Source organism: Nonomuraea cypriaca, assembly GCF_015645445.1.
Classification (GTDB): Bacteria; Actinomycetota; Actinomycetes; order Streptosporangiales; family Streptosporangiaceae; genus Nonomuraea; species Nonomuraea cypriaca.
The window spans coordinates 37,161-61,476 of record NZ_JADOGI010000021.1; the positions used below are offsets into that span (position 1 = coordinate 37,161).

28 protein-coding genes and 2 tRNA genes are annotated in these 24,316 nt (G+C 68.0%); 21 read left to right on the forward strand and 9 right to left on the reverse strand.

Features of this window, described 5'->3' with window-relative positions; translation table 11 throughout:
- Positions 1-28: 28 nt before the first annotated feature.
- Positions 29-1,531 (reverse strand): SulP family inorganic anion transporter, encoded by a 1,503-nt coding sequence (locus ITP53_RS09720; protein WP_195895033.1) that lies wholly within the window; start codon positions 1,529-1,531, stop codon positions 29-31.
- A 238-nt stretch (positions 1,532-1,769) separates the two neighbouring features.
- On the opposite strand from ITP53_RS09720, the gene ITP53_RS09725 reads away from it, so the two are divergent.
- Together ITP53_RS09725 and ITP53_RS09730 are read left to right on the forward strand one after the other, a co-directional pair.
- Positions 1,770-2,183, forward strand: a complete 414-nt coding sequence (locus ITP53_RS09725; RefSeq protein ID WP_195894996.1) for a MerR family transcriptional regulator — start codon at positions 1,770-1,772, stop codon at positions 2,181-2,183.
- Between the two features lie 32 nt (positions 2,184-2,215).
- Positions 2,216-2,467 carry a hypothetical protein gene (locus ITP53_RS09730; RefSeq protein WP_195894997.1) on the forward strand — a complete coding sequence of 84 codons (252 nt, stop codon included), beginning with the start codon at positions 2,216-2,218 and terminating at the stop codon, positions 2,465-2,467.
- A gap of 54 nt (positions 2,468-2,521) precedes the next feature.
- Here ITP53_RS09730 and ITP53_RS09735 read toward each other — a convergent pair whose 3' ends face one another.
- Entirely contained in the window at positions 2,522-3,292 is a 771-nt protein-coding gene (locus ITP53_RS09735; protein WP_195894998.1) for a MerR family transcriptional regulator, read from the reverse strand.
- Positions 3,293-3,552: 260 nt separating this feature from the next.
- Here ITP53_RS09735 and ITP53_RS09740 point away from each other — a divergent pair, with 260 nt between their 5' ends.
- On the forward strand, positions 3,553-3,948 hold the full coding sequence (locus tag ITP53_RS09740; RefSeq protein WP_195894999.1) for a GNAT family N-acetyltransferase: 396 nt from the start codon (positions 3,553-3,555) through the stop codon (positions 3,946-3,948).
- A gap of 5 nt (positions 3,949-3,953) precedes the next feature.
- Here ITP53_RS09740 and ITP53_RS09745 read toward each other — a convergent pair whose 3' ends face one another.
- A complete protein-coding gene (locus ITP53_RS09745) occupies positions 3,954-4,403 on the reverse strand; it encodes a hypothetical protein (protein ID WP_195895000.1) in 450 nt (149 codons plus the stop codon).
- Between the two features lie 208 nt (positions 4,404-4,611).
- Between ITP53_RS09745 and ITP53_RS55900 the strand changes: the two genes are divergently transcribed.
- Positions 4,612-5,208, forward strand: a complete 597-nt coding sequence (locus ITP53_RS55900) for a hypothetical protein (protein WP_207755730.1) — start codon at positions 4,612-4,614, stop codon at positions 5,206-5,208.
- Between the two features lie 126 nt (positions 5,209-5,334).
- On the opposite strand, the gene ITP53_RS09755 is transcribed toward ITP53_RS55900, so the two are convergent.
- Positions 5,335-6,336: a glycoside hydrolase family 11 protein gene (locus ITP53_RS09755; protein ID WP_195895002.1), complete on the reverse strand. Its 1,002-nt coding sequence runs from the start codon at positions 6,334-6,336 to the stop codon at positions 5,335-5,337.
- A 788-nt stretch (positions 6,337-7,124) separates the two neighbouring features.
- Between ITP53_RS09755 and ITP53_RS09760 the strand changes: the two genes are divergently transcribed.
- The 4 genes from ITP53_RS09760 to ITP53_RS60175 all read left to right on the forward strand — a co-directional run bounded on the left by ITP53_RS09760 (position 7,125) and on the right by ITP53_RS60175 (position 11,389).
- Entirely contained in the window at positions 7,125-7,577 is a 453-nt protein-coding gene (locus tag ITP53_RS09760; protein WP_195895003.1) for a hypothetical protein, read from the forward strand.
- A gap of 398 nt (positions 7,578-7,975) precedes the next feature.
- Positions 7,976-9,262, forward strand: a complete 1,287-nt coding sequence (locus ITP53_RS09765) for a cytochrome P450 (RefSeq protein WP_236050645.1) — start codon at positions 7,976-7,978, stop codon at positions 9,260-9,262.
- Positions 9,263-9,462: 200 nt separating this feature from the next.
- Entirely contained in the window at positions 9,463-10,299 is an 837-nt protein-coding gene (locus tag ITP53_RS09770; protein WP_195895004.1) for a TetR/AcrR family transcriptional regulator, read from the forward strand.
- 157 nt (positions 10,300-10,456) lie between these two features.
- Positions 10,457-11,389 (forward strand): GNAT family N-acetyltransferase, encoded by a 933-nt coding sequence (locus ITP53_RS60175; protein WP_195895005.1) that lies wholly within the window; start codon positions 10,457-10,459, stop codon positions 11,387-11,389.
- Positions 11,390-11,507: 118 nt separating this feature from the next.
- Here the strand turns inward: ITP53_RS60175 and ITP53_RS09780 are convergent, their stop codons facing one another.
- Positions 11,508-12,806, reverse strand: a complete 1,299-nt coding sequence (locus ITP53_RS09780; RefSeq protein WP_195895006.1) for a vanadium-dependent haloperoxidase — start codon at positions 12,804-12,806, stop codon at positions 11,508-11,510.
- A gap of 168 nt (positions 12,807-12,974) precedes the next feature.
- On the opposite strand from ITP53_RS09780, the gene ITP53_RS09785 reads away from it, so the two are divergent.
- On the forward strand, positions 12,975-13,520 hold the full coding sequence (locus tag ITP53_RS09785; protein ID WP_328814336.1) for a flavoprotein: 546 nt from the start codon (positions 12,975-12,977) through the stop codon (positions 13,518-13,520).
- 84 nt (positions 13,521-13,604) lie between these two features.
- On the opposite strand, the gene ITP53_RS09790 is transcribed toward ITP53_RS09785, so the two are convergent.
- The 4 genes from ITP53_RS09790 to ITP53_RS09805 are packed head-to-tail and all read right to left on the reverse strand — an operon-like array spanning position 13,605 to position 16,351.
- Positions 13,605-14,132, reverse strand: coding sequence for a DinB family protein (locus ITP53_RS09790; protein WP_195895007.1), 528 nt, complete (start codon positions 14,130-14,132; stop codon positions 13,605-13,607).
- Positions 14,129-14,647, reverse strand: a complete 519-nt coding sequence (locus ITP53_RS09795) for an NUDIX domain-containing protein (RefSeq protein WP_328814337.1) — start codon at positions 14,645-14,647, stop codon at positions 14,129-14,131. The genes ITP53_RS09790 and ITP53_RS09795 overlap by 4 nt, the downstream gene beginning before the upstream one ends.
- A gap of 35 nt (positions 14,648-14,682) precedes the next feature.
- Entirely contained in the window at positions 14,683-15,429 is a 747-nt protein-coding gene (locus ITP53_RS09800) for an ABC transporter permease (RefSeq protein ID WP_195895008.1), read from the reverse strand.
- The gene (locus ITP53_RS09805; protein ID WP_195895009.1) at positions 15,410-16,351 is read right to left on the reverse strand and encodes an ATP-binding cassette domain-containing protein; all 942 of its coding nucleotides are present in this window, start codon (positions 16,349-16,351) and stop codon (positions 15,410-15,412) included. Before ITP53_RS09805 ends, ITP53_RS09800 begins: the two co-directional genes overlap by 20 nt.
- A gap of 254 nt (positions 16,352-16,605) precedes the next feature.
- Between ITP53_RS09805 and ITP53_RS09810 the strand changes: the two genes are divergently transcribed.
- From ITP53_RS09810 to ITP53_RS09865, 12 genes are all read left to right on the forward strand, one after another.
- A complete protein-coding gene (locus ITP53_RS09810; protein WP_195895010.1) occupies positions 16,606-16,878 on the forward strand; it encodes an AAA family ATPase in 273 nt (90 codons plus the stop codon).
- Between the two features lie 35 nt (positions 16,879-16,913).
- Positions 16,914-17,885 (forward strand): GH25 family lysozyme, encoded by a 972-nt coding sequence (locus ITP53_RS09815; RefSeq protein ID WP_195895011.1) that lies wholly within the window; start codon positions 16,914-16,916, stop codon positions 17,883-17,885.
- A gap of 54 nt (positions 17,886-17,939) precedes the next feature.
- Entirely contained in the window at positions 17,940-18,461 is a 522-nt protein-coding gene (locus ITP53_RS09820; RefSeq protein ID WP_195895012.1) for a C40 family peptidase, read from the forward strand.
- A 101-nt stretch (positions 18,462-18,562) separates the two neighbouring features.
- A complete protein-coding gene (locus ITP53_RS09825) occupies positions 18,563-18,793 on the forward strand; it encodes a transposase (protein WP_195895013.1) in 231 nt (76 codons plus the stop codon).
- 39 nt (positions 18,794-18,832) lie between these two features.
- Positions 18,833-18,905, forward strand: a tRNA-Thr gene (locus tag ITP53_RS09830).
- Between the two features lie 189 nt (positions 18,906-19,094).
- Positions 19,095-19,826 (forward strand): DUF7873 family protein, encoded by a 732-nt coding sequence (locus tag ITP53_RS09835; RefSeq protein ID WP_195895014.1) that lies wholly within the window; start codon positions 19,095-19,097, stop codon positions 19,824-19,826.
- A gap of 640 nt (positions 19,827-20,466) precedes the next feature.
- Positions 20,467-20,540: transfer RNA gene (locus tag ITP53_RS09840), tRNA-Met, on the forward strand.
- A gap of 70 nt (positions 20,541-20,610) precedes the next feature.
- The gene (gene rpmG / locus ITP53_RS57170; protein WP_019632658.1) at positions 20,611-20,775 is read left to right on the forward strand and encodes a 50S ribosomal protein L33; all 165 of its coding nucleotides are present in this window, start codon (positions 20,611-20,613) and stop codon (positions 20,773-20,775) included.
- A gap of 302 nt (positions 20,776-21,077) precedes the next feature.
- Entirely contained in the window at positions 21,078-21,527 is a 450-nt protein-coding gene (locus tag ITP53_RS09850; protein ID WP_195895015.1) for a MaoC family dehydratase N-terminal domain-containing protein, read from the forward strand.
- Positions 21,527-21,955 carry a MaoC family dehydratase gene (locus tag ITP53_RS09855; protein ID WP_195895016.1) on the forward strand — a complete coding sequence of 143 codons (429 nt, stop codon included), beginning with the start codon at positions 21,527-21,529 and terminating at the stop codon, positions 21,953-21,955. The genes ITP53_RS09850 and ITP53_RS09855 overlap by 1 nt, the downstream gene beginning before the upstream one ends.
- Positions 21,956-22,065: 110 nt before the next feature.
- The gene (locus tag ITP53_RS09860) at positions 22,066-23,070 is read left to right on the forward strand and encodes a hypothetical protein (RefSeq protein ID WP_195895017.1); all 1,005 of its coding nucleotides are present in this window, start codon (positions 22,066-22,068) and stop codon (positions 23,068-23,070) included.
- A gap of 78 nt (positions 23,071-23,148) precedes the next feature.
- Positions 23,149-24,186: a UDP-N-acetylmuramate dehydrogenase gene (locus ITP53_RS09865; RefSeq protein ID WP_195895018.1), complete on the forward strand. Its 1,038-nt coding sequence runs from the start codon at positions 23,149-23,151 to the stop codon at positions 24,184-24,186.
- Positions 24,187-24,316 lie beyond the last annotated feature (130 nt).

Here is a 24,316-nt window from a genome sequence, read left to right on the forward strand (position 1 = left end):
GTGCGCCGCTCGGCCGTCGGCGCCCTGTTCAGTGGCTGCCGGACAGCTCGCCGGACAGGGTGGCGTGCATGCGGGCGCTGGCCTGGTTGAGTCCGGTGATCTGTACGGTCTTGCCGCGGGCCGCGTACTTGGCCTCGACGGCGTCCAGGGCGGCGACCGACGAGGCGTCCCAGATATGGGCGTCGGTCAGGTCGATGACCACGTCGTCGGGGTCGGTGGCGTAGTCGAACTGGGTGACGAGGTCGTTGCTGGAGGCGAAGAACAGCTCGCCGGTGACGGCATAGACGACCTGGCGGCCGTCGGGGTCGAGGCAGGCGGTGACGTTGGCCAGGTGGGCGACCCTCCGGGCGAAGATGACCAGGCCGGTCAGCGAGCCGACGACGACGCCGATGGCCAGGTTGTGGGTGGCGACCACGACGGCGACGGTGACGACCATGACGGTGATCTCGCCGGCGGGCAGGCGCTTGAGCGTGGCCGGGGCGATGGAGTGCCAGTCGAAGGTGCCGAAGGAGACCAGGATCATGACGGCGACCAGCGCGGCCATCGGGATCTGGGAGACCCAGGGGCCGAAGACGATGCACAGGACCATCAGCAGCACGCCGGCGGTGAAGGTGGACAGCCGGGTGCGGGCGCCGTTCTTCACGTTGATCATCGTCTGACCGATCATGGCGCAGCCGCCCATGCCGCCGAACAGGCCGGTGACGATGTTGGCGATGCCCTGGCCGATGGACTCGCGGGTCTTGGACGAACGGGTGTCGGTCAGGTCGTCCACCAGCTTGGCCGTCATCAGCGACTCCATCAGCCCGACCAGGGCGAACCCGAGCGCGTACGGGGCGATGAGGGTCAGCATGTCCAGCGTGAGGGGCACGTCGGGCAGACCGGGCACGGGCAGCGAGGAGGGCAGCGTGCCGCGGTCGCCGACGGTCGGCACGGCCAGGTGAGCGCCGACGGTGAGCGCGGTCAGTGCGGCGATGGAGATCAGCGGCGCCGGGATCACCTTGGTCAGGCGGGGCAGGAACACCATCAGGGCCAGCGCGCCGACGACCAAGGGGTAGACGATCCAGGGCACGCCGATGAGCTCGGGCACCTGCGCCATGAAGATCAGAATAGCCAGGGCGTTGACGAATCCCACCATGACGCTGCGCGGCACGAACCGCATCAGCTTGGCCACGCCGAGGGCGCCGAGCGCGACCTGGATGAGGCCGCCGAGGATGACGGTGGCGATCAGGTACCCCATGCCGTGCTCGCGTGCCAGCGGCGCCACGACGAGCGCGATGGCGCCGGTGGCGGCGGAGATCATGGCGGGGCGGCCGCCGGCGATGGAGATGACCACGGCCATGGTGAAGGAGGCGAACAGGCCGACGCTGGGGTCGACGCCCGCGATGATGGAGAACGAGATCGCCTCGGGGATCAACGCGAGCGCCACGACCAGCCCGGACAGAATCTCGGTGCGGGCCACTGCGGGCTTCAGCCAGGCGGGGCGGCCGGGTCGCAGCCGTGCGGTCAGGCGTTGGGGCCGGTGGGCGGGCATGGGGGCGGAGCTGGGCAACACGACATCCTTAGAACGGGTGGACAAGCTCTCCTGCCGGACCCGTCCTGGCCGTCGGCAACTCTACCCTAACGTTAGAGTAGAGATTCGGAGGGGCGGCCACGCTCGCCCTCACCACCTCAGCCACCCGAGCAGTGAGGTCATGCGAAAGATGGACGGATCAGCGCTTTCCGCTGCGGGCGAGGGGGTTCCGGCCTCCCCGGACGGTGGCGGGGATCACATGCACATCGGGCAGGTGGCCGCGCGAACCGAGCTGTCACTGCGGACCATCCGCCACTACGACGAAGTGGGTCTGGTACGGCCCTCAGCACGCAGCCAGGGTGGGTTCCGCTTGTACACCGAGGCCGACGTGGCCCGGCTGATGGTGATCCGCCGGATGAAGCCGCTCGGCTTCACGCTGGAGGAGATGGGCGAACTGCTGGCCATCACCGACCGCCTCGACGACACCGGGACGGCGGCGTCGCTCGGCGCGGCCGAGCGTGAGCACCTGCTGGCGCGGTTGCGCCGGTTCGAGCAGGCCGCCCACGAGAGGTGCGAGGCGTTGCGCACGCAGTTGGGCCGGGCCGAGGAGTTCGCCGCCGACCTGCGGCAACGTGCCGGCCAACTGGTCGCGGACTCCGCCCGCGAGGTTTAGCAGGGATCGTCCACCCGGGATTGGAGAGACTGATGGACGTTCGTGCCGGTTCAGTCGCGGTTCTGGACGCGGACAGTGTGGCGTTGTTCGGGACCTGGCGAGTGGGCTCGCCGCAGCGGCAGGAGGCGACGGTACAGGCCATCCAGGCCCATCGTGATGCCATGGAACAGCGTCCACCCCAACTGGAGGACGACCCGCAGTGGAGAAGAGCCCACCAGTGGCCGGGCCTGATCTCCACCACCTTCCAGCGCTTCCAGCCGCGACTGCACCTGCTTGCCGCCTGACCGGTCAGGCGGCGGCGCTCTTGATGGCGCACTTCGGGCACGGCCCGGAGGGCGTCAGCTTGTCGCGCGGTCGGCGTTGGCGATGATGGCGTCGTGGATGTAGCGGGACAGGCCGGGTGCCATGTCGTCGTAGTTGCGGCCGATGCGCTCGTTGGCCAAGTACGACTTGGCGAGGGTCCGGTGGGTGTCGTGGTCGCAGTCGTGGAAGCGGCGGTCGAGATGCAGCCGATGTTCCTCTGCCAGGTCCATGACGGCCGGGTCGGTGGCCGGGGTGCCGGCGTTCATGGCGTCGAGCAGGCGCAGGTGGATGCCGGACTGTTCCCTGCGGATCTCGTCCCAGTCCTCGGCTGAGTAGCGTAGGGCCCGCTGCTGTTGCTGCCGCCACGATTCGGTCCCGCCCCACTTCTCCTCCGCCTGTGCGGCGTTGTCCTCCAGGCGGGTGCTGCCGAAGACTTCGAGCCGCTCTTTCAGGGTGAGGGCGATGCCGATCTTGCGTGCGTCGAGTTCCTTGTCGATCACGGCGACCATGGTTTGGTGCCGGGCGATCCGATCGGTGAGCAGCCGCCGCTGCTCGTGCAGCCGGTCGACGTCGGTACGCGCCGGATCGGCCAGGATGGCCCCGATGGTGTCCAGATCGAAGTCCAGTTCCCGGTAGAACAGGATGCGCTGCAGCCGGCGCAGGTCATCGCCCGAGTAGAGCCGGTAACCGGCGGCGTTGCGATCGCTCGGCTCCAGCAGACCGATCTCGTCGTAGTGGTGCAGCGTCCGGATCGATATCCCGGCCAACTCGGCGACCACACCCACGGTGTGCTCTTGTGCGTTCATGTCACCACTGTGTGGCCTGACGCCACGTGGGGGTCAAGCCGTACGCAGGGTCTGGAGGGCCGCGGTGATTTCCTTTCGTCGAATACCGGGCACGATGTCGACCGCATGAAATAGACCAGCACGGCATGAATGCCGTGGTAATCGGACAAGCGGACGGCGTTGCCGTCGGGGTCTTCCAGCGCTACAGCGAAAGGATTTCACCTTTTCGGGAACCGGAAATCCCGTTGTCGACGGAGTGGGGCTCTTCCTAGAGTCGCGCCATGACGATCGCATACGTATGGCGGGGCCACTTCGACAACGCGGCGATCAACGCGCTGCACGCGGAGGGCTTCGGCCATGCGCCCATGGAGGACGACTTGTGGGCTCAGGTCAACCGGCACAGCCTCGGGTGGGTCTGCGCCAAGGAGAACGACGAGCTCGTGGGCTTCGTCAACGTGGCATGGGACGGCTCCGTACACGCCTTCGTCCTCGACACCATGGTGGCGGAGCGGTTTCGGCGGCGCGGGGTCGGGAGCGAGCTTGTCGCCGTCGCCGTCGGGCAGGCCCGCGCGGCCGGGTGCGAGTGGCTCCACGTCGACTTCGACGACGACCTGAAGGACTTCTACTTCGGGTCCTGCGGGTTCCGGCCGACACACGCCGGACTCATCGCCCTGTAGCGAGATCAGCTCGGCTCCTGCCCTCCGCGACGGTGTCCACGGATCTCTCCGCCCAGCTGATCGCGGAGTTCGCGGAGGAGGGCTGGAGCGGAGACGACCGCCCACCGGTCGCCGCCGAGGTAGGTTCCGCCGTACGGCTCCGCCTCGTCGAGCCAGGCGTCCTTACCGGCAGGCGCCGCGAAGGTCATGATGGTGTAGCGACCTTGCGGGGACTGGCACACCACTTGACGGAACTCGGCGCTGTGCCCCTGTTCCTGCGGGCGCGGGCATCGAGCCGCCGCGATGATGCGTTCCATGGTCGCCGTAGGACGCGGCCCCGGCCCGGCCTGGTGATGGTCGTGGCCCGCGGCGTCGATCGGCTCAGGGCTCCAGGCCGACGCCAGGACGAAGCCCACGCCCAGCGCGGTCAGGCAGCAGGCGGCGATGATCCGTAGCCGATGCAGTACGTTCGTCACGTTGTACCCGGTGTCTCAGTCGCTTTGTACGTGGGTACGCAGCGGTGCAGGCCAGGGTTCACCTCGGCCACGCTTCTCGCGACAACACCGGCCTCAGCAAAGAGCTCGAACAGCATTCAGAAAGTGCGCCGGAACCAGCCTTCCGTCCGCGGCGACACTCATTAGGCTCGCCACCTGACCCTGGACGAGATACGAAGGGCTGAATGCCATGTCACACCCGACCACGGTGGGACGCACGCGACGTGCGGCCGGCTGCGTTCTGCTGGCCCCGCTCACCGCACTGGCCGTGGCCGGATGCGGCAGCGATCCCGGCGAGGGCACAGAAAGCGTCAAGCCCTCATTCTCGCCCGCCTCCGCCTCCGCCTCCGCCTCTGCCTCTGCCCCGGCTCCCGCCTCCGCCTCTGCCCCCGCCTCGAGCCCGTCGCACGCCACGCTCGCCCCGTCCCCGGCAGTTACAGACGCTGCCGAGAGTGATCCCGAGGCATGCGCCGACGGGAACTGCGAGATTGTGGTGTCCGAACCGGTGACGATCCGCTTCGACAGCCCTGACGGCCCCGTGAAGCTGTCCCTGACCAAGGTCCGCGAGAACGAGGTCGGCTACCTGGTGACCTCGGGGAGCAACCAGACGAGCGGCGACACGAGTGGCGATGGCAGCAGCTGCGTCGCCGTCTTCTCCGGCAGCGGCAGCAGGAGTGCGTGCGGCATGGTCGTGCGGAAGCCTCCGGCCAGGAAGGACGGGGCAGTCGTCCTGCAGGTGGTGGCACAGGCGGACGGCACCGCGATCCTTCGGCTCGTCTCGGGCTGACGACCCGGCCCGATCTCCAGGACGCTCCGGTGTACTCCCGCGAGGACAGGGGGGCTGTGGCCGGCGCCGGGTCGGCAGCACTGTGGCGCGGAGGCCGTGGGCCGCCGCGCCACAGGTGTTCGGAGGTCAGCCTGCGCTGCAGGAGACCGTCGGCCAGGTGTAGTTGCCGTTGTGCTGGATCGTCACGCCCCAGTTGTTGCCGTTGCCGTTGGGTCTGGCCGTCATGACCTGGCTGCTGGGGTAGCTGGCGCTGACGTTCCACGTCGAGAGGACTCTCGCCGGGGACGGTACGTTCATCGTCACGGTCCAGTTGCTCGAGCCGCTGACCGAGACGGCGAGGTTGTAGCGATCACTCCACTGCTGACCCGCGGACAGCGTCGCGGTGCAGCCATCACCCGGGTTTCCGGGGTCACCGGGGTTTCCCGGGTTGCCGCCGGTGGAGCCGCCCACCGTGATGTTGGAGTTTCCGCTGCTCTGGTATCCCTCCGTTGCCATGATCATGTAGTCATGGCTGCCCAGGCTCATTCCGTTACGGGCCCATGCGTCGAAGTGGTTGCCGGCGGTTATGGTTCCGCCGGTCTTCTTCGACTGCCGGACGCTCCAGTACTGGTTGAAGGTCCTGGTGCCCTCGATGGAGGGGGCGTTGTATCGCGTCGTCTGGTAAATGTCGTACGTGCCGCCATCGCTGGTGACCGTGCCCTTGTACGTTCCGGTGGGCCGATAAGTGCCCCAGTTGTCGACGATGTAATATTCCACGAGTGGGTTTCTCGTCCACCCATAGAGAGTCAGATACGAATTACCGGACGGATTGAAGCTGCCCGAGTAGGTCACGGTCCTGCGCCCGCCGGGGTTCCAGCCCTTACCGGCGACGAAGTTACCGGTGTTTCGCCACGAGGTGCTGTAATTTCCGCCGGACCCCAGTTCCATGGAGACCGTTCCATTGCTGTCGGTCCAGAAGGAATAGAAGTAGCCGTTATTGTTGCCAGTTTGGTTGGACGTTATGGCGGCGTTGGCGATGCCGGGCACCATCGCGAGGACCGCGGCCAGCACCACCGCGCAGGCACGGCCGACGTGCAGCCTGATGCGGCCGCGTCTGCGGCTCTTCGGGTAGGCGGGGGCGTCGTTCATGTGCGTGCTACCTCCTCGAGAAGGCTGGCGGGAGGCCAGGCAGCGTGCTACACCCAGCGGGGCTGTCGGTGGCCGGGGTGACGGCCGGCGGCGTTGCCGGTTGACGACAGGAGGGGCCGGGTCGCGGTGGGTGACCCGGATCGACAGTGGTTGCGGTCTGTCGATGGCGACAGTGTTCGTCTGACCTGTCGGGCTGTCAACGATCCCCGTAAGGTCGCGATCATCTTCCTGTTTTCGGTACGTCTCGAAAACGCATATGACCTGTTCATTGGCCCTTCTTAGCCGAGCAGGTTCGGTGGTGCCAAATGAAACTTTCAGTGATCTTCCGAAACATTCTGTCCGGAGTGCAGCCAGGCCGACCACGTACCTCTCAAGGGCCACACCAGGGACGACAGCGGGACCGAGAGCAGCGGCCGACGGTCGCGGAGGCGGCGGTCCTGAGCGGCCCGTAGGCCGTCGGAGGCGTTCCGGAAGCCCTGCTGGGCGGGGCGTGCGCGGCGGTGAGCGCGCCGTGCCCGGACTAGGCGACGATGGGGCAAACATCAAAATCGTGGTTGAATGACACCTTTGGGTTTTACGGGTTGTTTGGGTTCGAGGAGGTAACTGAGAATATCTGTATGGGTATGTCTGCTTCCGTCTGAGTGCTCACCGAAATGGGGAGTGCCGGATTTCGAGCCGATCTATCCATGAACGGAAGCAAAGCAGTGAACACTGAAAGTCGGCGGTCGCGAACGCCACGCCATGGGCGGTTCGCGACACTAGCTCTCACCGGCGCGATCGCCGGTGTCATGTTCCTTCCACTCGGCCAGGCGGCAGCCGGAGCGAGCGCGGGTTACCCCGCCGTTCAGGCCGGCGGCCCGCCGGCGCCCGCGCCGCGTGTGATCACGCGCCCGGCGCCGAAGCCTGTGGTGGTGCACCACGTCAAGAAGGAGAAGCGGGTCCCGCCTCCTCGGCGGCACTCGCACCGGCGCCACTGGGAGGACATCCAGGTAGACATCCACAACCGCAACGGCAACTTCAACAGGGAGCACCGTAGGAACCGCTTCCACCGGCACCACGACCACTTCAACCACGACTTCCACCACGACTTCAAGCCCGACTTCCACCACGACTTCAAGCCCGACTTCAAGCCCGACATCAAGCCCGACATCAAGCCCGACATCAAGCCCGACCATGAGGTCGAGGAGCCGGCAGCTGACATGCCGTCAAATGACCTGTGGGACAGTGTCAATGGATCATGAGGGCGCCCATCGCTGATACCACGGTCGGCGCAGGGTGAAAATCGCTCGCGCCTTCTGGGGAACAGTGGATGATCTGGCGCGATTGATCGCCGAGATCTGTTTCAGTTGTCGGCATACTTGACTCGCGCAGCCTTCGACGCCCATCGCCGGGAGCGCCCGGCACGCACCACCTGCGAGATCGAGCTGTCGTAGATCCCAGATCTACGACAGCTCGATCATGTCTGGCTCGCATTCCCACACCTCCGCCGCGCTCACCCACCGCGGCCGGGTTCGTCGCGGAGCGCGTCCTCCCAGATAAACATGCACATTATGCATGTATGCGCATCGTGCATCTTGTGTAGCCTGGCTTGCAGACCCAGCCAGCGACGGGCGTACCTGCCCGAGAAGAGGATGTGGTGATGACGGCTTCCGGCCAGCGGTCCGAAACCAGCCCGACCATGGAATCACCCACCGCGATGCGTCGTCTGCTGTCGGCGGACATGGTGGAGCGGGACGGATGCCCGTTCGATCCGCCGCCGGGCGTACGGGAGCGGCGCGGCAAGGGATCGGTGCAGCCGCTGAAGCTGCTCAACGGCGCTTCCGGCTGGCTGGTCACCGGCCTCGATGAGGCCCGCACAGTCCTGAGTGACGTCCGCTTCAGCTCCGACAGAGTGCGTCATCGTGACGCAACCCAACTGCAGGCGCACGAGGTCGAGCAGATGGCCACGACGGCCGCGCCGGAGGTGGAGAGCCGCACCGACGGGATGTTCGTCTTCATGGATCCGCCGGAGCACACGCGTCTGCGGCGGCCGCTGACCGGCTGGTTCACCGTCCGGCGGATGCGCGCGCTGGAGTCACGCATCCGCGAGATCGCCGTGGAGCACATCGAGGCGATGCGGGCCGCTGGCGCCGAGGCCGATCTCGTGCCCGCGTACGCGCTGCCCATTCCCTCGCTGGCGATCTGTGAGCTGCTCGGCGTCGACTACGCCGACCGGGCTGAGTTCCAGGAACGCACCGCCATCGCGCTGAACTCCAACACCAGTGACGACGAACGGGCCCGCGCCGGCCTGGAGCTGTACGGCTTCATCCAGGAGCTGGTGGCGGCCAAGCGGGCCAAGTCGGCCGACGACCTGCTGTCCGGGCTCGTCCACGACGCCGATCCGCCGCTGACCGACGCGCAACTGGTCGACGTGGCGCTCGTGCTGCTCGGCGCCGGTCACGAGACCACCGCCAACATGCTGGGCCTGGGCACGTTCGCGCTGCTGGAAAACCCCGACCAGCTCGCCGCGCTGCGCGCCGACCCCGCTCTCCTGGACAATACGGTCGAGGAGCTGCTGCGCTACCTGTCCATCATTCAGATGGGCGTCAGCCGGGTGGCCACCGAGGACATCACGGTCGCCGGCGTGGAGATCCCCGCAGGTTCCACCATGATCATCGCTACGCCCGAGGTCAACCGCGATCCCCGCCACTGGAGCGACCCCGACCGGCTGGACGTGCGCCGGTCCCGCACCTCGCACCTGGCCTTCGGGCACGGCGTCCACCAGTGTCTGGGCCAGCAGCTGGCCCGGGTGGAGATGCAGGTCGGCCTGGGCGAGCTGTTCACGCGGCTGCCGAACCTCCGCCTCGCCGTACCCGCCGACCAGGTGCCGCTGCGCAACGAGATGCTCATCTTCGGCGTGCACTCCCTGCCCGTAACGTGGGCATGACCAGCCTCGCAGGCTGCGGCTGAGGGCCCTGCCGGGAGCGGCCGAGAGCCCGTCTCGATCGGCTGAGAGCTGGTCTTGATCGGTTCAGGGTCCATCTTGAACGGCTTAGGGCCTGTCGGAAACGGCTCAGGTTTCGGGAACGGGCGAGAGATCGTCGGGGAACGGCTGAGAGCCGGGAAGTCACGCGAGGAGGGTCCACCATGGTCCGGACTGACCCGGGGGTCACCGCCACCCCGGCGGTGACCGGGCGGCGCGAGCGCAAGAAGCTGGCCACCCGCGCCGCCGTGCGTGAGGCGGCGCTGCGTCTGGCGGCACGCCACGGTGTGGAGAACGTCACCATCGACCAGATCGCCACCGAGGCCGACATCGCGGTGCGGACCTTCTTCAACTACTTCTCCAGCAAGGAGGAGGCGGTGGTCGCCACCCTGGCGGCCGGGGCCGAGGCGCTCATCATCGAGTTCCGCGCCCGGCCGCACACCGAGTCGGTGTTGCGGGCGCTGCGTGAAGCGGTGCTCATCGTCATGGATTACGGCGACGCCACCAGGCGCGATCAGATCGACGCGCTACGGCTGATCACTCAGGCGCCCTCGCTGGTGCCCCAGCGGCTGGCCGTGTTCGCCGCCCAGGAGAAGGCGCTCGCCGAAGCCATCGCCGAACGCGTCCACCCGTCTCCGCCCGACGTCGACGGCGTCAGCACCGCCGACGGAGCCGGCCTGCAGCAGTCTCCGGAGTGGCGGGATCGAGCCGCGCCCGATCCCATCTATCCGGCGCTGTGCGCGGCGACGGCGCTGACGGCGTTGCGCGTCGTCCTGGACCGGTGGCTGGATCGCGCCACCGGCACCCGTGACCTCCCATCCATGACCCTCCTGCGGGAGGAGGTCGACGAGGCGCTCGGCGAACTCGCCGCCGGCCTGGACCGTCCAGGGCCGGCCACCGCCCCGTCCCCGACTCCAGCGGATGTCCATGCAGGTGAGGCAGACCTCCGTGCCGACGAAGCGAGCGTCCGTGCGGGCGAGGCTGATGTCCGTGCGGACTAGGCAGGCGTCCGTGCGGACGAATTAGGCATCTGTTCGGCCGAGGCGGATGTCCGTGCGGGCAGAGCGTCCATGGTCGGTGTTTGGTGTCGGATCGGGTGGCCTGGCGTGGCGATCCACCTTTTCAGGGCAAGGCATATCCGTCGTTATTGTTGGCGCTATGTCGCTTCTGCGCCTCGCTGGCCCCTATGACCTCGACTGGATTGTGGCGATGGAGTCCGACCCGGCGGTGGCCGGGTGGCTGGGCCGGACCGGTCGCGACTGGCATGAGCCGGCGCTGGCGGACTCGGCGACCGAGCACCTGGTCACCGCTGACCGGAGCGCGTTCGCCGTCATCGTGCGTGACGGCGACAGCGTGGAGATCCGGCGCGTCGTCGTCGCGCCCGAGCGGCAGGGCGCCGGTCTGGGGCGTCGGGTCCTGGATGAGCTTCTCACCCGCACTTATGCGGCGGGCGCTGCACGAGTCTGGCTCGACGTCAAGGAGGACAACGACCGGGCCCGTGCTCTTTACGACTCATGCGGATTCGTCACTGAGCAGGTCGTGGACGCGGAGGAAGGCGGTTTGGTGATCATGGGTCATCGGGCAGGGGAGCGGGTCATCGGGGTGGGCGTCGTTCTCACCGGGTCTGATGGCAGGATCCTGCTCGGGCGGCGGATCAAGCAGGGGGAGGAGCCTACCTGGTGCCTGCCGGGCGGGGCGGTCGAGCCCGGGGAGTCGTTCGAGGCGGCGGCCGTACGGGAACTGGCTGAGGAGACCGGCATCAGCGATGCGACGGAACCGGTCGTCACCGCGGTGCTGCTTGATCATCCCGGTGGCGGCGTGCGGGTGACCGCGGCGGTGACCATGACCGCCGGCACCACCGAACCGAGAGTGACGGAACCGCGGGTCTTCGCCGACTGGCGCTGGTTTCCCGCCGACCGGCTCCCGGAGCCGCTGTTCCCGGCAACCGCGCAAATCCTCGCCCCGACGGCGGGCGGCCATCCCACGGCGGGCGGCCATTCCACGGCGGGCGGCCATTCCACGGCGGGCGGCCACCCGACCGCGCAGATCCTCGCGCCGACCGCCGGCCGCTACCCGGTCGCGGGCCGGTGACCTTGTCGCTCGGAGCGAAGCGAGGGTCGCGGTGGCCCACTCGGCAAGCTGTACGCCGCCGACTGGGACGGGGCCGTCGCCCGGGCCCGCGCACGCGGCTCCGGCAGCTCGGCCCGCATCACCTCTTCGGCTTGAAGTAGTGCGCGAGCATGTACGCGGTGACCTTCCCGCCGATCTCGGCGCCGCGCACGTCGGCCGTTCGGGTGTGGATGCCGCCCCAGACGCGCGCCTCGATGACCTCGGCGAGCGCATGTGAGAAGCCGCGGAAGTGCCGGGTGGTGCCCGAGTCGGCGCTGAACCCGCTGAAGGCGATGTCGTCCCTGCCGAAGAAGTGCCTCAGCGCCGACATGCTCGCCGCCGTGAAACAGGTGTGCCCGGACGTGAAGTCGGGGTGCGGCGGCGTGACGAGCAACGGCGTCCAGCCTGGATCGGCCTCCGTCTTCGGGTTGCCGTCGCCGCCGGCCAGTTGGATCGCGCTGATCGGCCGCCAGAAGCTCCACGCCGCCTTCTCGTTGTAGCAGGCGATCGTGGCATCGGCCTCGGCCAGATCCACCATCGCGAACATCCGCGCCGTCTGGAGCGTGTTCAGCCGCTGCGTCGTCGCGAGCCGGCGCTTGATCTCCCATTCGACCAGATGCCGGTCATGCCACCAGATCGCGGCCTGCGTCTGGTCGGCCGTCCTGACCGTGCTGGTCGCCGAGCCGATCGTCTTGACCTCGTTGAAGTCCCGGGCGTAGCGGTCGCTGGTGAGCGAGGGCGGCCCGGACGTGCGGAACATGGACGCGCTGGGGATGAGGAACGGTCTCATCTGACCGACCCAGGCCCCGTCGAAGGTGAACCCGGGAGGCGTCGGCCGCCACTGACCGGGCTCGGTGCCGACGGCCCAGGTCTGGCCGCCGAACGCCCCGTCGTTCCGCCGCGCGGCGATCATCGCGGAGGCCGCCTGGGTGCCCACGGTGATCCCGCGCCGCTTCGCGGTGCCGTCGGGGATCGCGGCCAGCGACTCGTCGTACTGGGTTCTCAATCTCGCCTGCTGATCCGGGAACAGCGCGTTCAGCACCCGGAAGCCCGCGGTGGCGACGGCCGCGTCCGTCGACTCGGTGCCGTTGGCGGCCGGTGCTCTGAGGTACGGCTGGTAGGGGGTGCCGGCGATCGCGTTGACCGCGTCGTAAACGGCTCCGTGCACCATAGCGAAGCTGCGTGCCTGCACTTGCGGCTGCTGAGCGGCGACGTCCCAGATCGCCGTCTGGGCGTTTTCGTCCCAGACGACGACGGCATTGGATCGCGTACGCGAATCCGACGCGTACGCGAATGACGACCCGGCCGGTAACCCGGCGATGACCACTCCGGCGACGACCGGCCAAACGGCCTTACGCCGCAGGCCGGCTGCCCAGCTCGTTTCACAGGATTCAACCATGGCGGCAATTTACTATGCCTGTCACATTCGTTACAGTGACCCCACGGCGAAATGCCGTTAATGACGTAACCGAAAATACGAGCCGCGCATGTTCCGGTCATCACCTAAAGAATTGGCGCGGCTGTTTCCGCTGATCGATCGGCGACAGCGCCGCGGTTACCCTGGAGTGTGGACGAAGCGCGCGTGACCCGGCCAGGCCAGCTCCTCTACGTCATCGTCTGCGCCGCGGGGCTCGCCTCCGACGTCGGTCATTTGGTGACCCTGGCCCAGGACGCCGGCTGGACCGTGCAGATCGTCGCCACCCCGTCCGCGCTGGACTTCATCGACGTTCCCGCACTGGAGAAGCAGACCGGCCGGCCCGTCCGCAGCCAGTACCGCAAACCCCATGAGCCCAAGCCACCCCGCGCCGACGCCATCATCTGCGCCCCCGCGACCTACAACACCATCAACAAGTTCGCTCACGGCATCGCCGACACGTACGCGCTCGGCCTGCTCTCCGAAGCACCGGGGCTCGGCATCCCGGTCGTCGTCCTGCCGTTCGTCAACACCGCCCTGGCCGCACGCGTCCCCTTCCAGCGCGGCGTCGACCAACTCCGGGCCGAGGGCGTACGCGTTCTCCTCGGCCCCGGCGAGTACGAGCCCCACCCGCCGAGCGCCGGAGCCGACGACTACCCCTGGGCGCTCGCCCTGGAGAGCCTGCCGGCCCCGGACTGATCAGCGAGCCATGGAGTCAGGCGACCCACGGAGTCAGGCGACCCACGGAGTCAGGCGAGCCATGGAGTCAGGCGGGCCACGTGGTCAGTGGCCGGTGGCGCCGTCGATGCGTTCGCGCAGCAGGTCGGCGTGGCCGTTGTGGCGGGCGTACTCCTGGATCATGACGGAGTAGACCCAGCGCAGCGACATCCTGATCTCGCGCCGCGGATCCATGAACGTCTCCTCCAGCGATCGGCCCGCCACCGTCCGGCGGACCGACTCGATCTCGCGGACGTACGCAGCCAGGTCCGACTCGGCGTCGGCGCCGTCCACCTCGAACTCGGCGTTCAGGTCGTCGTCGGTGCAGTAGAGGTAACCGACCCGCTGCCCGGCGAATCTGGTGCGGAACCAGTCGCGTTCGACCTCGGCCATGTGGCGGACCAGGCCCAGGAGCGACAGTTTCGACGGCTCCACGCAGCGGAGTTTGAGCTGCTCGGCGGTGAGGCCGCCGCACTTCCAGAGCAGGGTCTCGCGGTGTGAGTCGAGCCAGGCGTCCGCGAGCGTGCGCTCGTCGCCCTCCACCGCGGCGAGCTGCTGGCGGGTCAGGGTGATCTCCGGAGCGCGCCAGCTCATGGGGACGTACCCATCGCGTCCAGCAGGACCAGCCAGCTCCGTCCCGGGCAGCGGCGCTCGATCTCGTGGCGCGGCAGCCAGTCGGCGCGCGTGCTCTCCGACGCGGCGGGCGGCCGGGTCGGACGGCCCGGCTCGCCCAGCACGGCCAGGAACATGGCCATGTACGTCAGCGGCGCGTACCGGTAGCCGGCGGGCGGCGGGTCCAGGAGCTCGATGCGCTGCCAGGCGAAGACGGACAGGGCGGCGGCGGGGAGCAGCAGGCCGGTCTCCTCGTGCAGCTCGCGGGCCGCCGCCTCGGCCGCGCCTTCGCCCGGCTCCAGGTGGCCGCCGGGAATGTCCCACCCGCGGCCCTCCCGGTCCACGTGCGTCATGAGGGTCCGGCCGGTGCCGTCCGAGACGAACGCGAACGCCGACGTGGTCTGGCCGGCGGGCGGGAGGGTGCGGGAGAGGATCACGTCCAGCCGGTGCGCCACGGGGATCCAGGACATGGTGCTCGTCGCGATCACTTCGGTCATGGGACATTGTCTCCCGGACGGGTGCCGGGGGAGGATCAGACGATGCCCCGGCTCATGGCCCGGTTGCCCAGATAGAGGCCGATCGCGGCTGTCAGGCAGGCCGCGGCGGTGCCGTACAGGATGGAGGGGTTGGTGAGGTCGCCCGCGAAGAGGGATCGCTGCGCGTCCACGACGTACGTCACCGGGTTGACCAGCCCGACGGCGCGCATCCACCCGGGCGCCGTCTCCAGCGGGAGCAGCACGCCCGACAGGAGCAGCAGAGGGAACATGACCGACTGGGTGACGACGTAGAACATCGTGCCGCCCGGCGCAGACTTGATCGCCAGGACGAACGAGAGCGCGCCCAGGCCGACGCCGAAGACCACCAGCTGGGCCAGGCCGGCCAGGACACCCGCCGGGAACAGCTCGAAGCCCAGCGGAAGCGCCAGCAGGATGATCAGCACCGCCTGCACGAGCAGGGTGAGCACCGCCTTGGCGCTCTTGCCGACCAGCATGGCGGTACGGTTCAGCGGCGTCACCATCATGCGCTCCATCGAACCGCCGATCAGCTCGACCAGCAGCGTGTAGCCGGCGCTCATGGGACCCGTCAGGCACATCATGACGAGGATCCCCGGCACGAACCACTGCCACGACGACCCGACCGCCCCGCCCAGCAGCGACCCGAACAGAAACAGGAACAGCAACGGCTGCCCCATCTCGAAGACGAGCGCGGCCGGGTTGCGCAGAGCCGGCTTGAACTCGCGGGAGAAGACGGTGACGGTGTCACGCAGGAATGTTGTCATCGGTAATGCTTCTCCCGGTAAGAGCGAGGAACACGTCATCGAGCGTGGGGCGGGCGGTCTCGGCACTGGTGACCTTGATGCCGGAGTCCTCCAGAGATCTGAGGTAGCCGGGCAGCGTGGCGGCGGCGTTGGCCACGCGGAGGCGTACGGTCGTGCCCTCCGCGGTCCCCTCGCCGATCCTGGCGGCGGTCTCCGCCTCGGCTTCTGTGCCGGTGGTGACGGTGATGTGGTCGCCGGCCAGATCGTTCTTGAGCTGTGCCGCCGTGCCGTCCGCGATGATCGCGCCGCCGTCGATGATCACCACCCGTTCCGCCATGTTGTCGGCTTCCTCCAGGTAGTGGGTGGTCAGGAACAGCGTCGTGCCGTACGTCTCCCGCAGGCGGAGGATGTGCTCCCAGATCTCGGCCCGGCTCCTCGGGTCGAGACCGGTCGAGGGCTCGTCGAGGAAGAGCAGGCTGGGGCGGTGGATGAGGCCGAGGGCGATGTCCAGGCGGCGGCGCTGCCCGCCGGACAGGGTGGCGGGCGTGCGCTTGGCCAGCGGCCGCAGGTCGAGCAGGTCGAGCAACTCCTCGGCGCGGGCGGTCGCCTGCCTGGTGCCGAGGCCGTAGCAGCGGCCCTGGGTGATGAGCTCGTCGCGTACGAGGTAGTCCTCTCCTGCGCTGTTGCGCTGGCCGACGTAGCCGATGCGGGCGCGTACGCCCGTCGGGTCGGCGTTCACGTCACGGCCCGCCACCATGGCGGTGCCGGACGTGGGCTTCAGGAGCGTCGTGAGCATGCGCAGGGTGGTGGACTTGCCCGCGCCGTTGGGGCCCAGGAAGGCGACGAGCTGGCCGGTTTCGACGTCGAGGTCGATGCCGCGTACGGCTTCCACCTTCTCCTTTTTGACTTTGAACACTCGGGTCAAGCCCCGGGTGTGGATCATGATCGGTCTCCTCCGGGCATGGCGAAGAAACCCCTGGTCAGGGGCTTGGGTTGAGGATCGGATTCAGTCTGAGCTGCGGAAACCCGATTTGGCAAACGCGAACGTTACGTACACAAAAGCCTCCTACCTGCGGAAACGCCGTTTCCTGCGGTGCGCGGCGAGGTGCTTTTTCCGGCCTCTGAGGTGCTGTTTTCCATGGACTCGCGAGAAAATCTCGCGAGCCGGAAACCGCGGGGGCTGAGGGAAGGGGCGGCATGCTTGTTGTTCTGGTGAACGGGTTGCCCGGCGCGGGCAAGACGACCGTGGCGCGCGGGTTGGGGCGGGCGCTCGGCCTGCCGGTGTTCAGCAAGGACGACCTCAAGGAGACCCTCGCCGACATGCTCGAACGCCCCGGCGGGGTCGGCGAGCGCGAGTGGAGCAGGAGGCTGGGGGCGGCGCCGTTGGGGCTGGGGCCGGTATTTTCGGTTGATACCTCGATATCAGTAGATATCTCAGGACTTGCGGAATTGTGTGAAGCTCCGCAATGATCTCCGGCGTGAAACGTCTGTGGTTATTCGCGGTAATGGCGACACTTGGGATGACCGGGGTCGCCGAGGCGGCCGATGGTGTCGCCGGAGTCGACGTCAGTAACTGGACTGGCGACATCGACTGGCAAAGCGTGGCCTCGGGCGGCGGGAAGTTCGCATTCGTGCAGGCCACCGAGGGTACGGACTACCGCAACCCACGTTTCGACGCCCAGTACGGCGGCGCCGCGACGGCCGGATTGGTGCGCGGCGCATATCACTTCGCGCAACCGCACGAATCCGATGGGATAGCACAGGCCGAGTATTTCGTGCAGAACGGCGGCGACTGGGTCAGCGACGGTCAGACCGTGCCAGGTGTGCTCGATATCGAGAACAACCCGTACAAGGACCAGAACGGCAAGAACGACTGCTACGACCTGTCCGTGGAGGACATGGTCAAGTGGATCAAGGACTTCACCGCCGAGTACCGCCGGCGGACCGGCCGGCACGCGATCATCTACACCACCACGAGCTGGTGGCAGAGCTGCACCGGCGACTCGGTCAAGTTCAAGTCCAACCCGCTCTGGCTGGCCCGCTGGGGCGGCGAGCCGGGTGAGCTGCCGAAGAGCTGGACGCGGCACACGTTCTGGCAGTCCTCGGACAAGGGCACGCTGGCCGGTGGGCAGAACTCGTTCAACGGCTCGGAGTCGCAGCTCAAGGAGCTCGCCAATCCGCCGGCCGAGGTGACGGTGTCGGGGGTGGCCAAGAGCAGGAAGACGTACACGCTGACCGTCTCGAACACGGGCCCGCACCCCGTCGAGAACGTCAAGGTCTCGGGGCGGGCGTACGGCGGGCAGCGGGTGGTCAAGGCGCCCGGCTGCAAGTACAGCGGCACGGCCGTGCTGTGCTCGATCGCGGAGCTGCCACGCGGGAAGAAGGTGACGTTCACGTTCACCACCAAGCCCAAGCCGAAGGGCGGGGTGGGGATGAACTTCACGGTCGGCTCGGTGAAGCTCACCCTCAAAGCCTGATAAGCGGTCTGATAAGGCAGGATAAATCCCGGGGCCCACTGCGGAGGGAACGGGATGAAGCGGCGGTTGGCCGTGACGGCGGCGCTGATCATGCTGCTCGCCACGGCTTCCGTGCCGCTGGCGTCGTACGTGCCGCCGAAGATCGTCAGGCTCGCGTACGAGGCCCAGGGGCGCGGGATCACGTACTCGTGGGGAGGCGGCCACGCGGAGGAGCCGGGGCCGTCCAAGGGCACGTGCAGCGGCTACACGGGCCGGATCAGACCCTGCCCGGCCGCCCGCACGCGCGGGCTCGACTGCTCGGGCCTCACCAGGTGGATCTACGCGCTCGCCCACGGAACGGACGTCCTCGGCCCTGGCAACACCGACGACCATGTACGGAAGATGCGCCGGGTCAGGTCGCCGATGCCCGGTGACCTGGTCTTCTTCGGAAAGATCACGAAAAAGGGTGTCAAAACTCACCATGTAGGCATCTACCTGGGCGGCGGGAAGATGATGAACGCGCCCGAGACCGGAGCCGAGGTCCGCGTCGACCGCATCACGCGGCCGAAGGACTTCGCGGGCTTCTATCGGTACTGACCCCCATTGCCCCCTGGCGTCCCATCAGTACCGAGTCGGTATGGCTGTAACGGGTGTGGCGTGCCGAAAATTGAGAGACCTGACGGCTAATCTGTGCCGCTATGGAAAGACGATGGGTCGGTCTCGACGGATACGAGGTCGTGGGCGTCGTATGTGCCGGGCGACAGGTGCTGCGGGTGCGCAGGCACGGGCGGATGGTCGCCGACTGCACCACCGTGGCGGAGGTGGCCAGGCACGTCGATTTGGCCGACCTGTGCGAGGTGATCCCGTTCCCCGTGCAACGCCCGGTGGAGCCCGCCGCGGCGGCCGGAACGAGTTCGCATCATCGCTGACTGCCGTGTATGGTTACACCTGTCCGCAGCGCCGGACAGGCCCCTATAGCTCAGTCGGCAGAGCGTCTCCATGGTAAGGAGAAGGTCAACGGTTCGATTCCGTTTGGGGGCTCGCATTACTCAGGAAACGCCCGACCCGCGGTTTGCGGAGTCGGGCGTTCGTCGTTGCGGGGCGATGCGCTCGCCGGCCCGATGTCGCTGCTCAGCGGGTCCGCCGGGCCGCTAAACAAGTTGCGACCTTTTTCGAGCTCTGTACGCTTTCTGCCTATCACCTCAATCCCTCACGGAACGGACCACTGCCGTGGCGAAGCTGAACCAGATCCTCGCCGTGGAGAAGGGCGTCAAGGCCAGTAGCCAGCGCGCGGTCACGGACGCCTACCACACCATTCAGAAGGCGCCGCTGCTGTCGGGCCTGTCCCGCACCTACCAGCCGATCGACGACGAGGGCGAGCAGCTGCCTCCTGAGTCCACCCGTGTCCAGGTGAAAGGTGAGCAGGTCCTGGCCGACGTGGCGAAGGCTCTCACGCGGCTGTTCGACGTGACCGCCACCAAGGACTGGGCCAACTGCGCCGCCAAGGCCAACGTGGTCGTCGACGGGGAGGTCCTGCTCGAGGAGGTGCCGGTCACGTTCCTGCTGTTCCTGGAGAAGCAGCTCGCCGACCTGCACACGTTCATCGCGAAGCTGCCGACGCTCGACCCGGCGGAGACGTGGACGCTCGACGACAACGCCGAGGCGTGGCGCGCGGACGCGGTCAAGACCACCCGCACCAAGAAGGTGCCGCGCAACCACGTGCTCGCCGAGGCGACGGACAAGCACCCGGCGCAGGTGCAGGTCTACAACGAGGACATCGTCGTCGGCTACTGGACCAAGGTCGCGTTCTCCGGCGCGCTGCCGGCGCGGCGCGTGAACGAGCTGCTCGCGCGGGTGCAGAAGCTGCAGGACGCCGTCAAGTACGCCCGTGAGGAGGCGAACGGCCACGTCGTGGACGACCAGGAGGTCGGCGCTAGGCTGTTCCGCTACCTACTGGCCTGACCCAGAGACTCCCCGTTGAGCGCGGGGTGCGCGAGAGCGCAAAGCTGAAGCTCAGGCTGAAGCTGACGAACGGCTCAAGTGGAGGTTCGAACCCTTCCCCGGGCACACGGGCCCGGGTAGCCCAAGTGGTAGAGGCGGCCGATCAAGTTCAGATTCTCGCTCTAGGCTCAGCATTGACCGTCGAGCGCCAGATCAACCGAGGACGGGCTGTGATTGTTGAGATGCCGGTTCGAATCCGGCCCGGGGCTCTACGTGCCCCGGTGGCTCAATGGCAGAGCACACATCGTCAGGACTGACCTGTCCTCTTAAACGCCGCTGGCGCCGTACATGGCGGCACCACATCAGGCCCCCCGGCTTGGGTAGTCCGGGGGGCCGCTGCCTGTCTGAACGTCCCGCCCGCCAGGGCCGCCGTCGCCTGCTGCTAGGGTGTGTTCGGTGTGACAGGTCCCGCGTCGGCGGTGCGGCCTTCGGTCGGGCTCCGGCGGTGGCGAGACCCGTCGGCAGGTGGGGCGTTGTTATTGGATTTCGGTTGTCGGGGTTCCTGAGGCATACTGGTAGCACCCCACCCGTTCAGGTGAGTTACGAAGGTGCTCCCCGGGTCGGGTATCCTCTACGGGGCCGGGGTCGTTACCGGCTCAAAGGCGGAGTAGCTCAGTCAGGCAGAGCAAACGGCTCATAATCGTTGTGTCGCCGGTTCAAGTCCGGCCTCCGCTACTGCCCATTCCCAGGTCGTCTGACCTGGGACGGGCGTGTCCATGTCCCAAACGTAGAAAGGCACTCCCAAGTGGCTGCCACAGACGTTAGGCCGAAGATCACGTTGGCCTGCCAGGAGTGCAAGCACCGCAACTACATCACGCGGAAGAACCGGCGCAACGACCCGGATCGGCTTGAGCTGAAGAAGTACTGCCCCAACTGCCGCTGCCACCGCGCGCACCGCGAGACCCGCTAGCGTCTCCAGGCGAACTTCCCCCTGCGTACCGCACAACCGGCGCCCCTTGTTGGGTGCCGGTTTGTCGCGTTTATCCACAGCAACGCCACCTCCGGTCACGGTTGTCACCACCCAGGCGGGTAAGGGGCGCGCGTGGCGGTGGGACGGTGTGGCGGTCAGCGGGCGTCTTCCTGGAGGCCATCAGCCAGGGTCGGCGGGTGGCGGTCCACTCGGCCCCGCCGTAAAAGATGATGATTTCAAAAGCCCGGCACCAGAGAGTCGGCTACCGTTCGGGCAGCGGCCGGACTTGCGAGGGGGCACTGATGGCCTTGAACCGTGACTTCGTCGGCCGGACCTATCCACCCGGCACTCCTTACGAGGTCAGCAGGGTGAAGATCAGGGAGTTCGCGGCGGCGATCGGTGACCACAACCCGCTCTATCGCGACAGGCAGGCCGCCCAGGCCGCCGGCTACCCCGATGTGATCGCGCCGCCCACCTTCCCCATCGTGTTCAGCCTGCAGAGCGGGGGAGAGGCGCTGGTCGACCCCGACCTCGGCCTCAACCTCGCCATGGTGGTCCACGGCGAGCAGCGCTTCGAGTACACGCGCCCGATCCACGCCGGCGACGAGCTGGTCACCACGGCGACGATCACCGACATCAGGACGGCGGGACGCAACGAGCTGCTGACCGTGCGCAGCGACGTGACGACGGTGGACGGCGAGCCGGTGTGCGTCACCTACAACACGATCGTCGAGCGCGGAGGCGCCGTCTGATGGCCGCCACGGTGAAGTACGACGACGTCGAGGTCGGGCAGGAGATCCCCGCCGTGGACTACGACGTGCGCAGGGTCAACCTGGTGATGTACGCGGGTGCTTCCGGCGACTTCAACCAGATTCACTGGAACGAGCGGTTCGCCAAGATGGTCGGGTTGCCCGATGTGATCGCGCACGGGATGTTCACGATGGCGCAGGCCGGGCGGTTCGTCACGGACTGGGCGGGGGATCCCGGTGCGGTGGTGGACTTGGGGGTACGGTTCTCGTCGATGGTGATCGTTCCCGATGACGATCAGGGCGCCACGGTCACGGTCAGCGGGGTCGTGGAGGAGAAGCTCGAGGACAATCGGGTGGTCATCGGCCTGACCGCCAGGTCGGGCGACGCTCAGGTCCTCTCCAAGGCACGCGCGATCGTGCGACTGACCTGATCGTCCCAGCGTGGGATGGTACGGCGGGCGCGTCGCGGGTAGCGCGGTTCGGTATGAGTGATGTTGTGCCACGGTTCTGGCCCACGGTGCGATCGATTCCCGTTTCGTCCGTGACGGATGCCAAGCCTCCCGGACACCTGCGACCAGCACGCATCGAGCAGGTCGCGGGCGGCACCGGCACCGGCAGGGACACGACGGGCGGCGGCCGGCACGGTGCGGCGACCGGTGTGGGCACGGCGGGAGCCAAGACGGCAGGGAAACGCCCTGGCGGTGCGCACGCCCGGCTCAATCCCGCCGCCGAGCTGGGCTTCTCCGGAGACCCGGGGCAGCACGGCGACTCGGGCGACGAGATCCTGCACGCCCAGCGCGTCTGGGACGGGGCCCTGGCGACCAGCCGCGTCGACGAACTGGGCCTCAACATCGAACGGCAACGGCTGGAGACCAAGGACATCACCGCCTCCGTGGGCCTGCTGATCGACGGCTGGCCCGAGGACGTGCGCATGTGTGTTCAGTCGGTCCTCGACCACACCGGCGCGAAGATGCTCGCCATCGACCTCGGGAACGTCGACGGCACGGGAAACGTCATCCAGGAGCTGGCGGACACCCATCCGGACCGGATCACGCTCTGGCGCGTGGCAGAGAAACCGCACTGGCGCGGTGGCACGGCGACCTGGGGCGAGTGCCGTACGAAGCTGTTGCGGCTCGACGACTCCGACGTGCACGTGCTGATGGAGACGTACGTCGTGTTGTCGGGCGACGCGCTGATCCCGCTGCTCGCGGCGGTCGCGGAAGGGGCGGTGGCCGCCGGGTGGCATGGCGTGACCCTGCCGGACGACGGCACGTACTGGCGTGAGGCGGGTCCTGGCAGGGTGCGCGCGCTGACCGGCGAGTTCATGGCGGTACGCAGGTCGGCGGCGCTCGGCGCGCTGCCGGAGCACGCCAACTACGGCGGCAACGCCGATCTGGCGCTCTCGCTCGGCCTGCGCGGTGAGCTGGTCGTGCCCGCAGGGCGATTGCCGTTGCGGCGGCTGGGCCCGCATGACGTTCCCGGCGACTACCGGGACCGGGAGTCCCGGCGCAACTTCGACGGAGTGCTGCGCATGCTCTCCGCCTGACGAGCGGGGTGCGGCGGATGTCCGTGTGATGGGCGGTGGGGTGCTTCGTGCTGGGTTCGCCTCATAAGCTAGGTGCTCATGGAGATGCTCGCGCCGTACACCACGCTGCGCCTGGGCGGGCCTGCCCGCGACTTCGCCGAGGCGACCACGGCGGAGCAACTGGTGTCGCTGACAGCCGAGGCCGACAGGAACGCGGTGCCCACGCTGGTGCTCGGCGGTGGCAGTAACGTCGTGGTGTCGGACGAGGGGTTCGACGGGCTGGTCATCAAGGTGGCGACCCGTGGCGTGTCCGTCTCGCGCGACGGCGAGCAGGTGGTGGTCACGGTCGAGGCGGGCGAGGACTGGGATCCCCTGGTCGCCCGCGCGGTGGCCGAAGGCTGGTCGGGCATCGAGTGCATGTCCGGCATTCCCGGACTGGTCGGCTCGACGCCCATCCAGAACGTCGGCGCCTACGGGCAGGAGGTCGCCCAGACCATCAGGTGCGTGCGCGCGTACGACCGTCTCACCAGGCAGGTGGTGGACCTGGAGGCACGGCAGTGCGGGTTCTCCTACCGGGACAGCGTCTTCAAGCGCGATCTGGCGCGGCACGTGGTGCTGGCCGTGACGTACGCGCTCGACGTCTCGCCGATGTCCGGGCCGGTGACGTACGACGAGTTGGCCGCGCGGCTGCGGGTCGAGCCCGGCGGGCGGGCGGCACTGGAGGAGGCTCGTGAGGCCGTTCTGGGGCTGCGGCGCGGCAAGGGCATGGTCCTCGACCCGGCCGATCCCGACACGCGTAGCGCCGGGTCGTTCTTCACCAATCCGGTGTTGTCGAAGGAGCAGGCGGAGGATCTGGGGGTCAGGGCTCCAGGGCATCCGCGGTGGGACATGCCGGACGGATCGGTCAAGGTGCCCGCGGCCTGGCTGATCGAGCAGGCGGGCTTCCCGAAGGGGTACGAACGCGGGCCCGTACGCATCTCCACCAAGCACACCCTGGCGCTGACCAACCCCACCGAGGCCGCGACCACCGCGGACCTGCTCGCGCTGGCCGTCGAGGTCAGGGACGGGGTGCGGGAGAAGTTCGGGGTCACTCTGGTCAACGAGCCCGTGATGGTCGGCTGCTCCCTCGGGGAATAGGCGCCCGATCCGGCCTGTTATGGTGAATTGAATACCGAAGGGGAGTAGTCCCAATCGCGTGATCGACACACTGGCGCGTTCTCGCGCCCGGTCACGTGGGCCTTCACGGGCGGACGAGACCTTCGGCCTG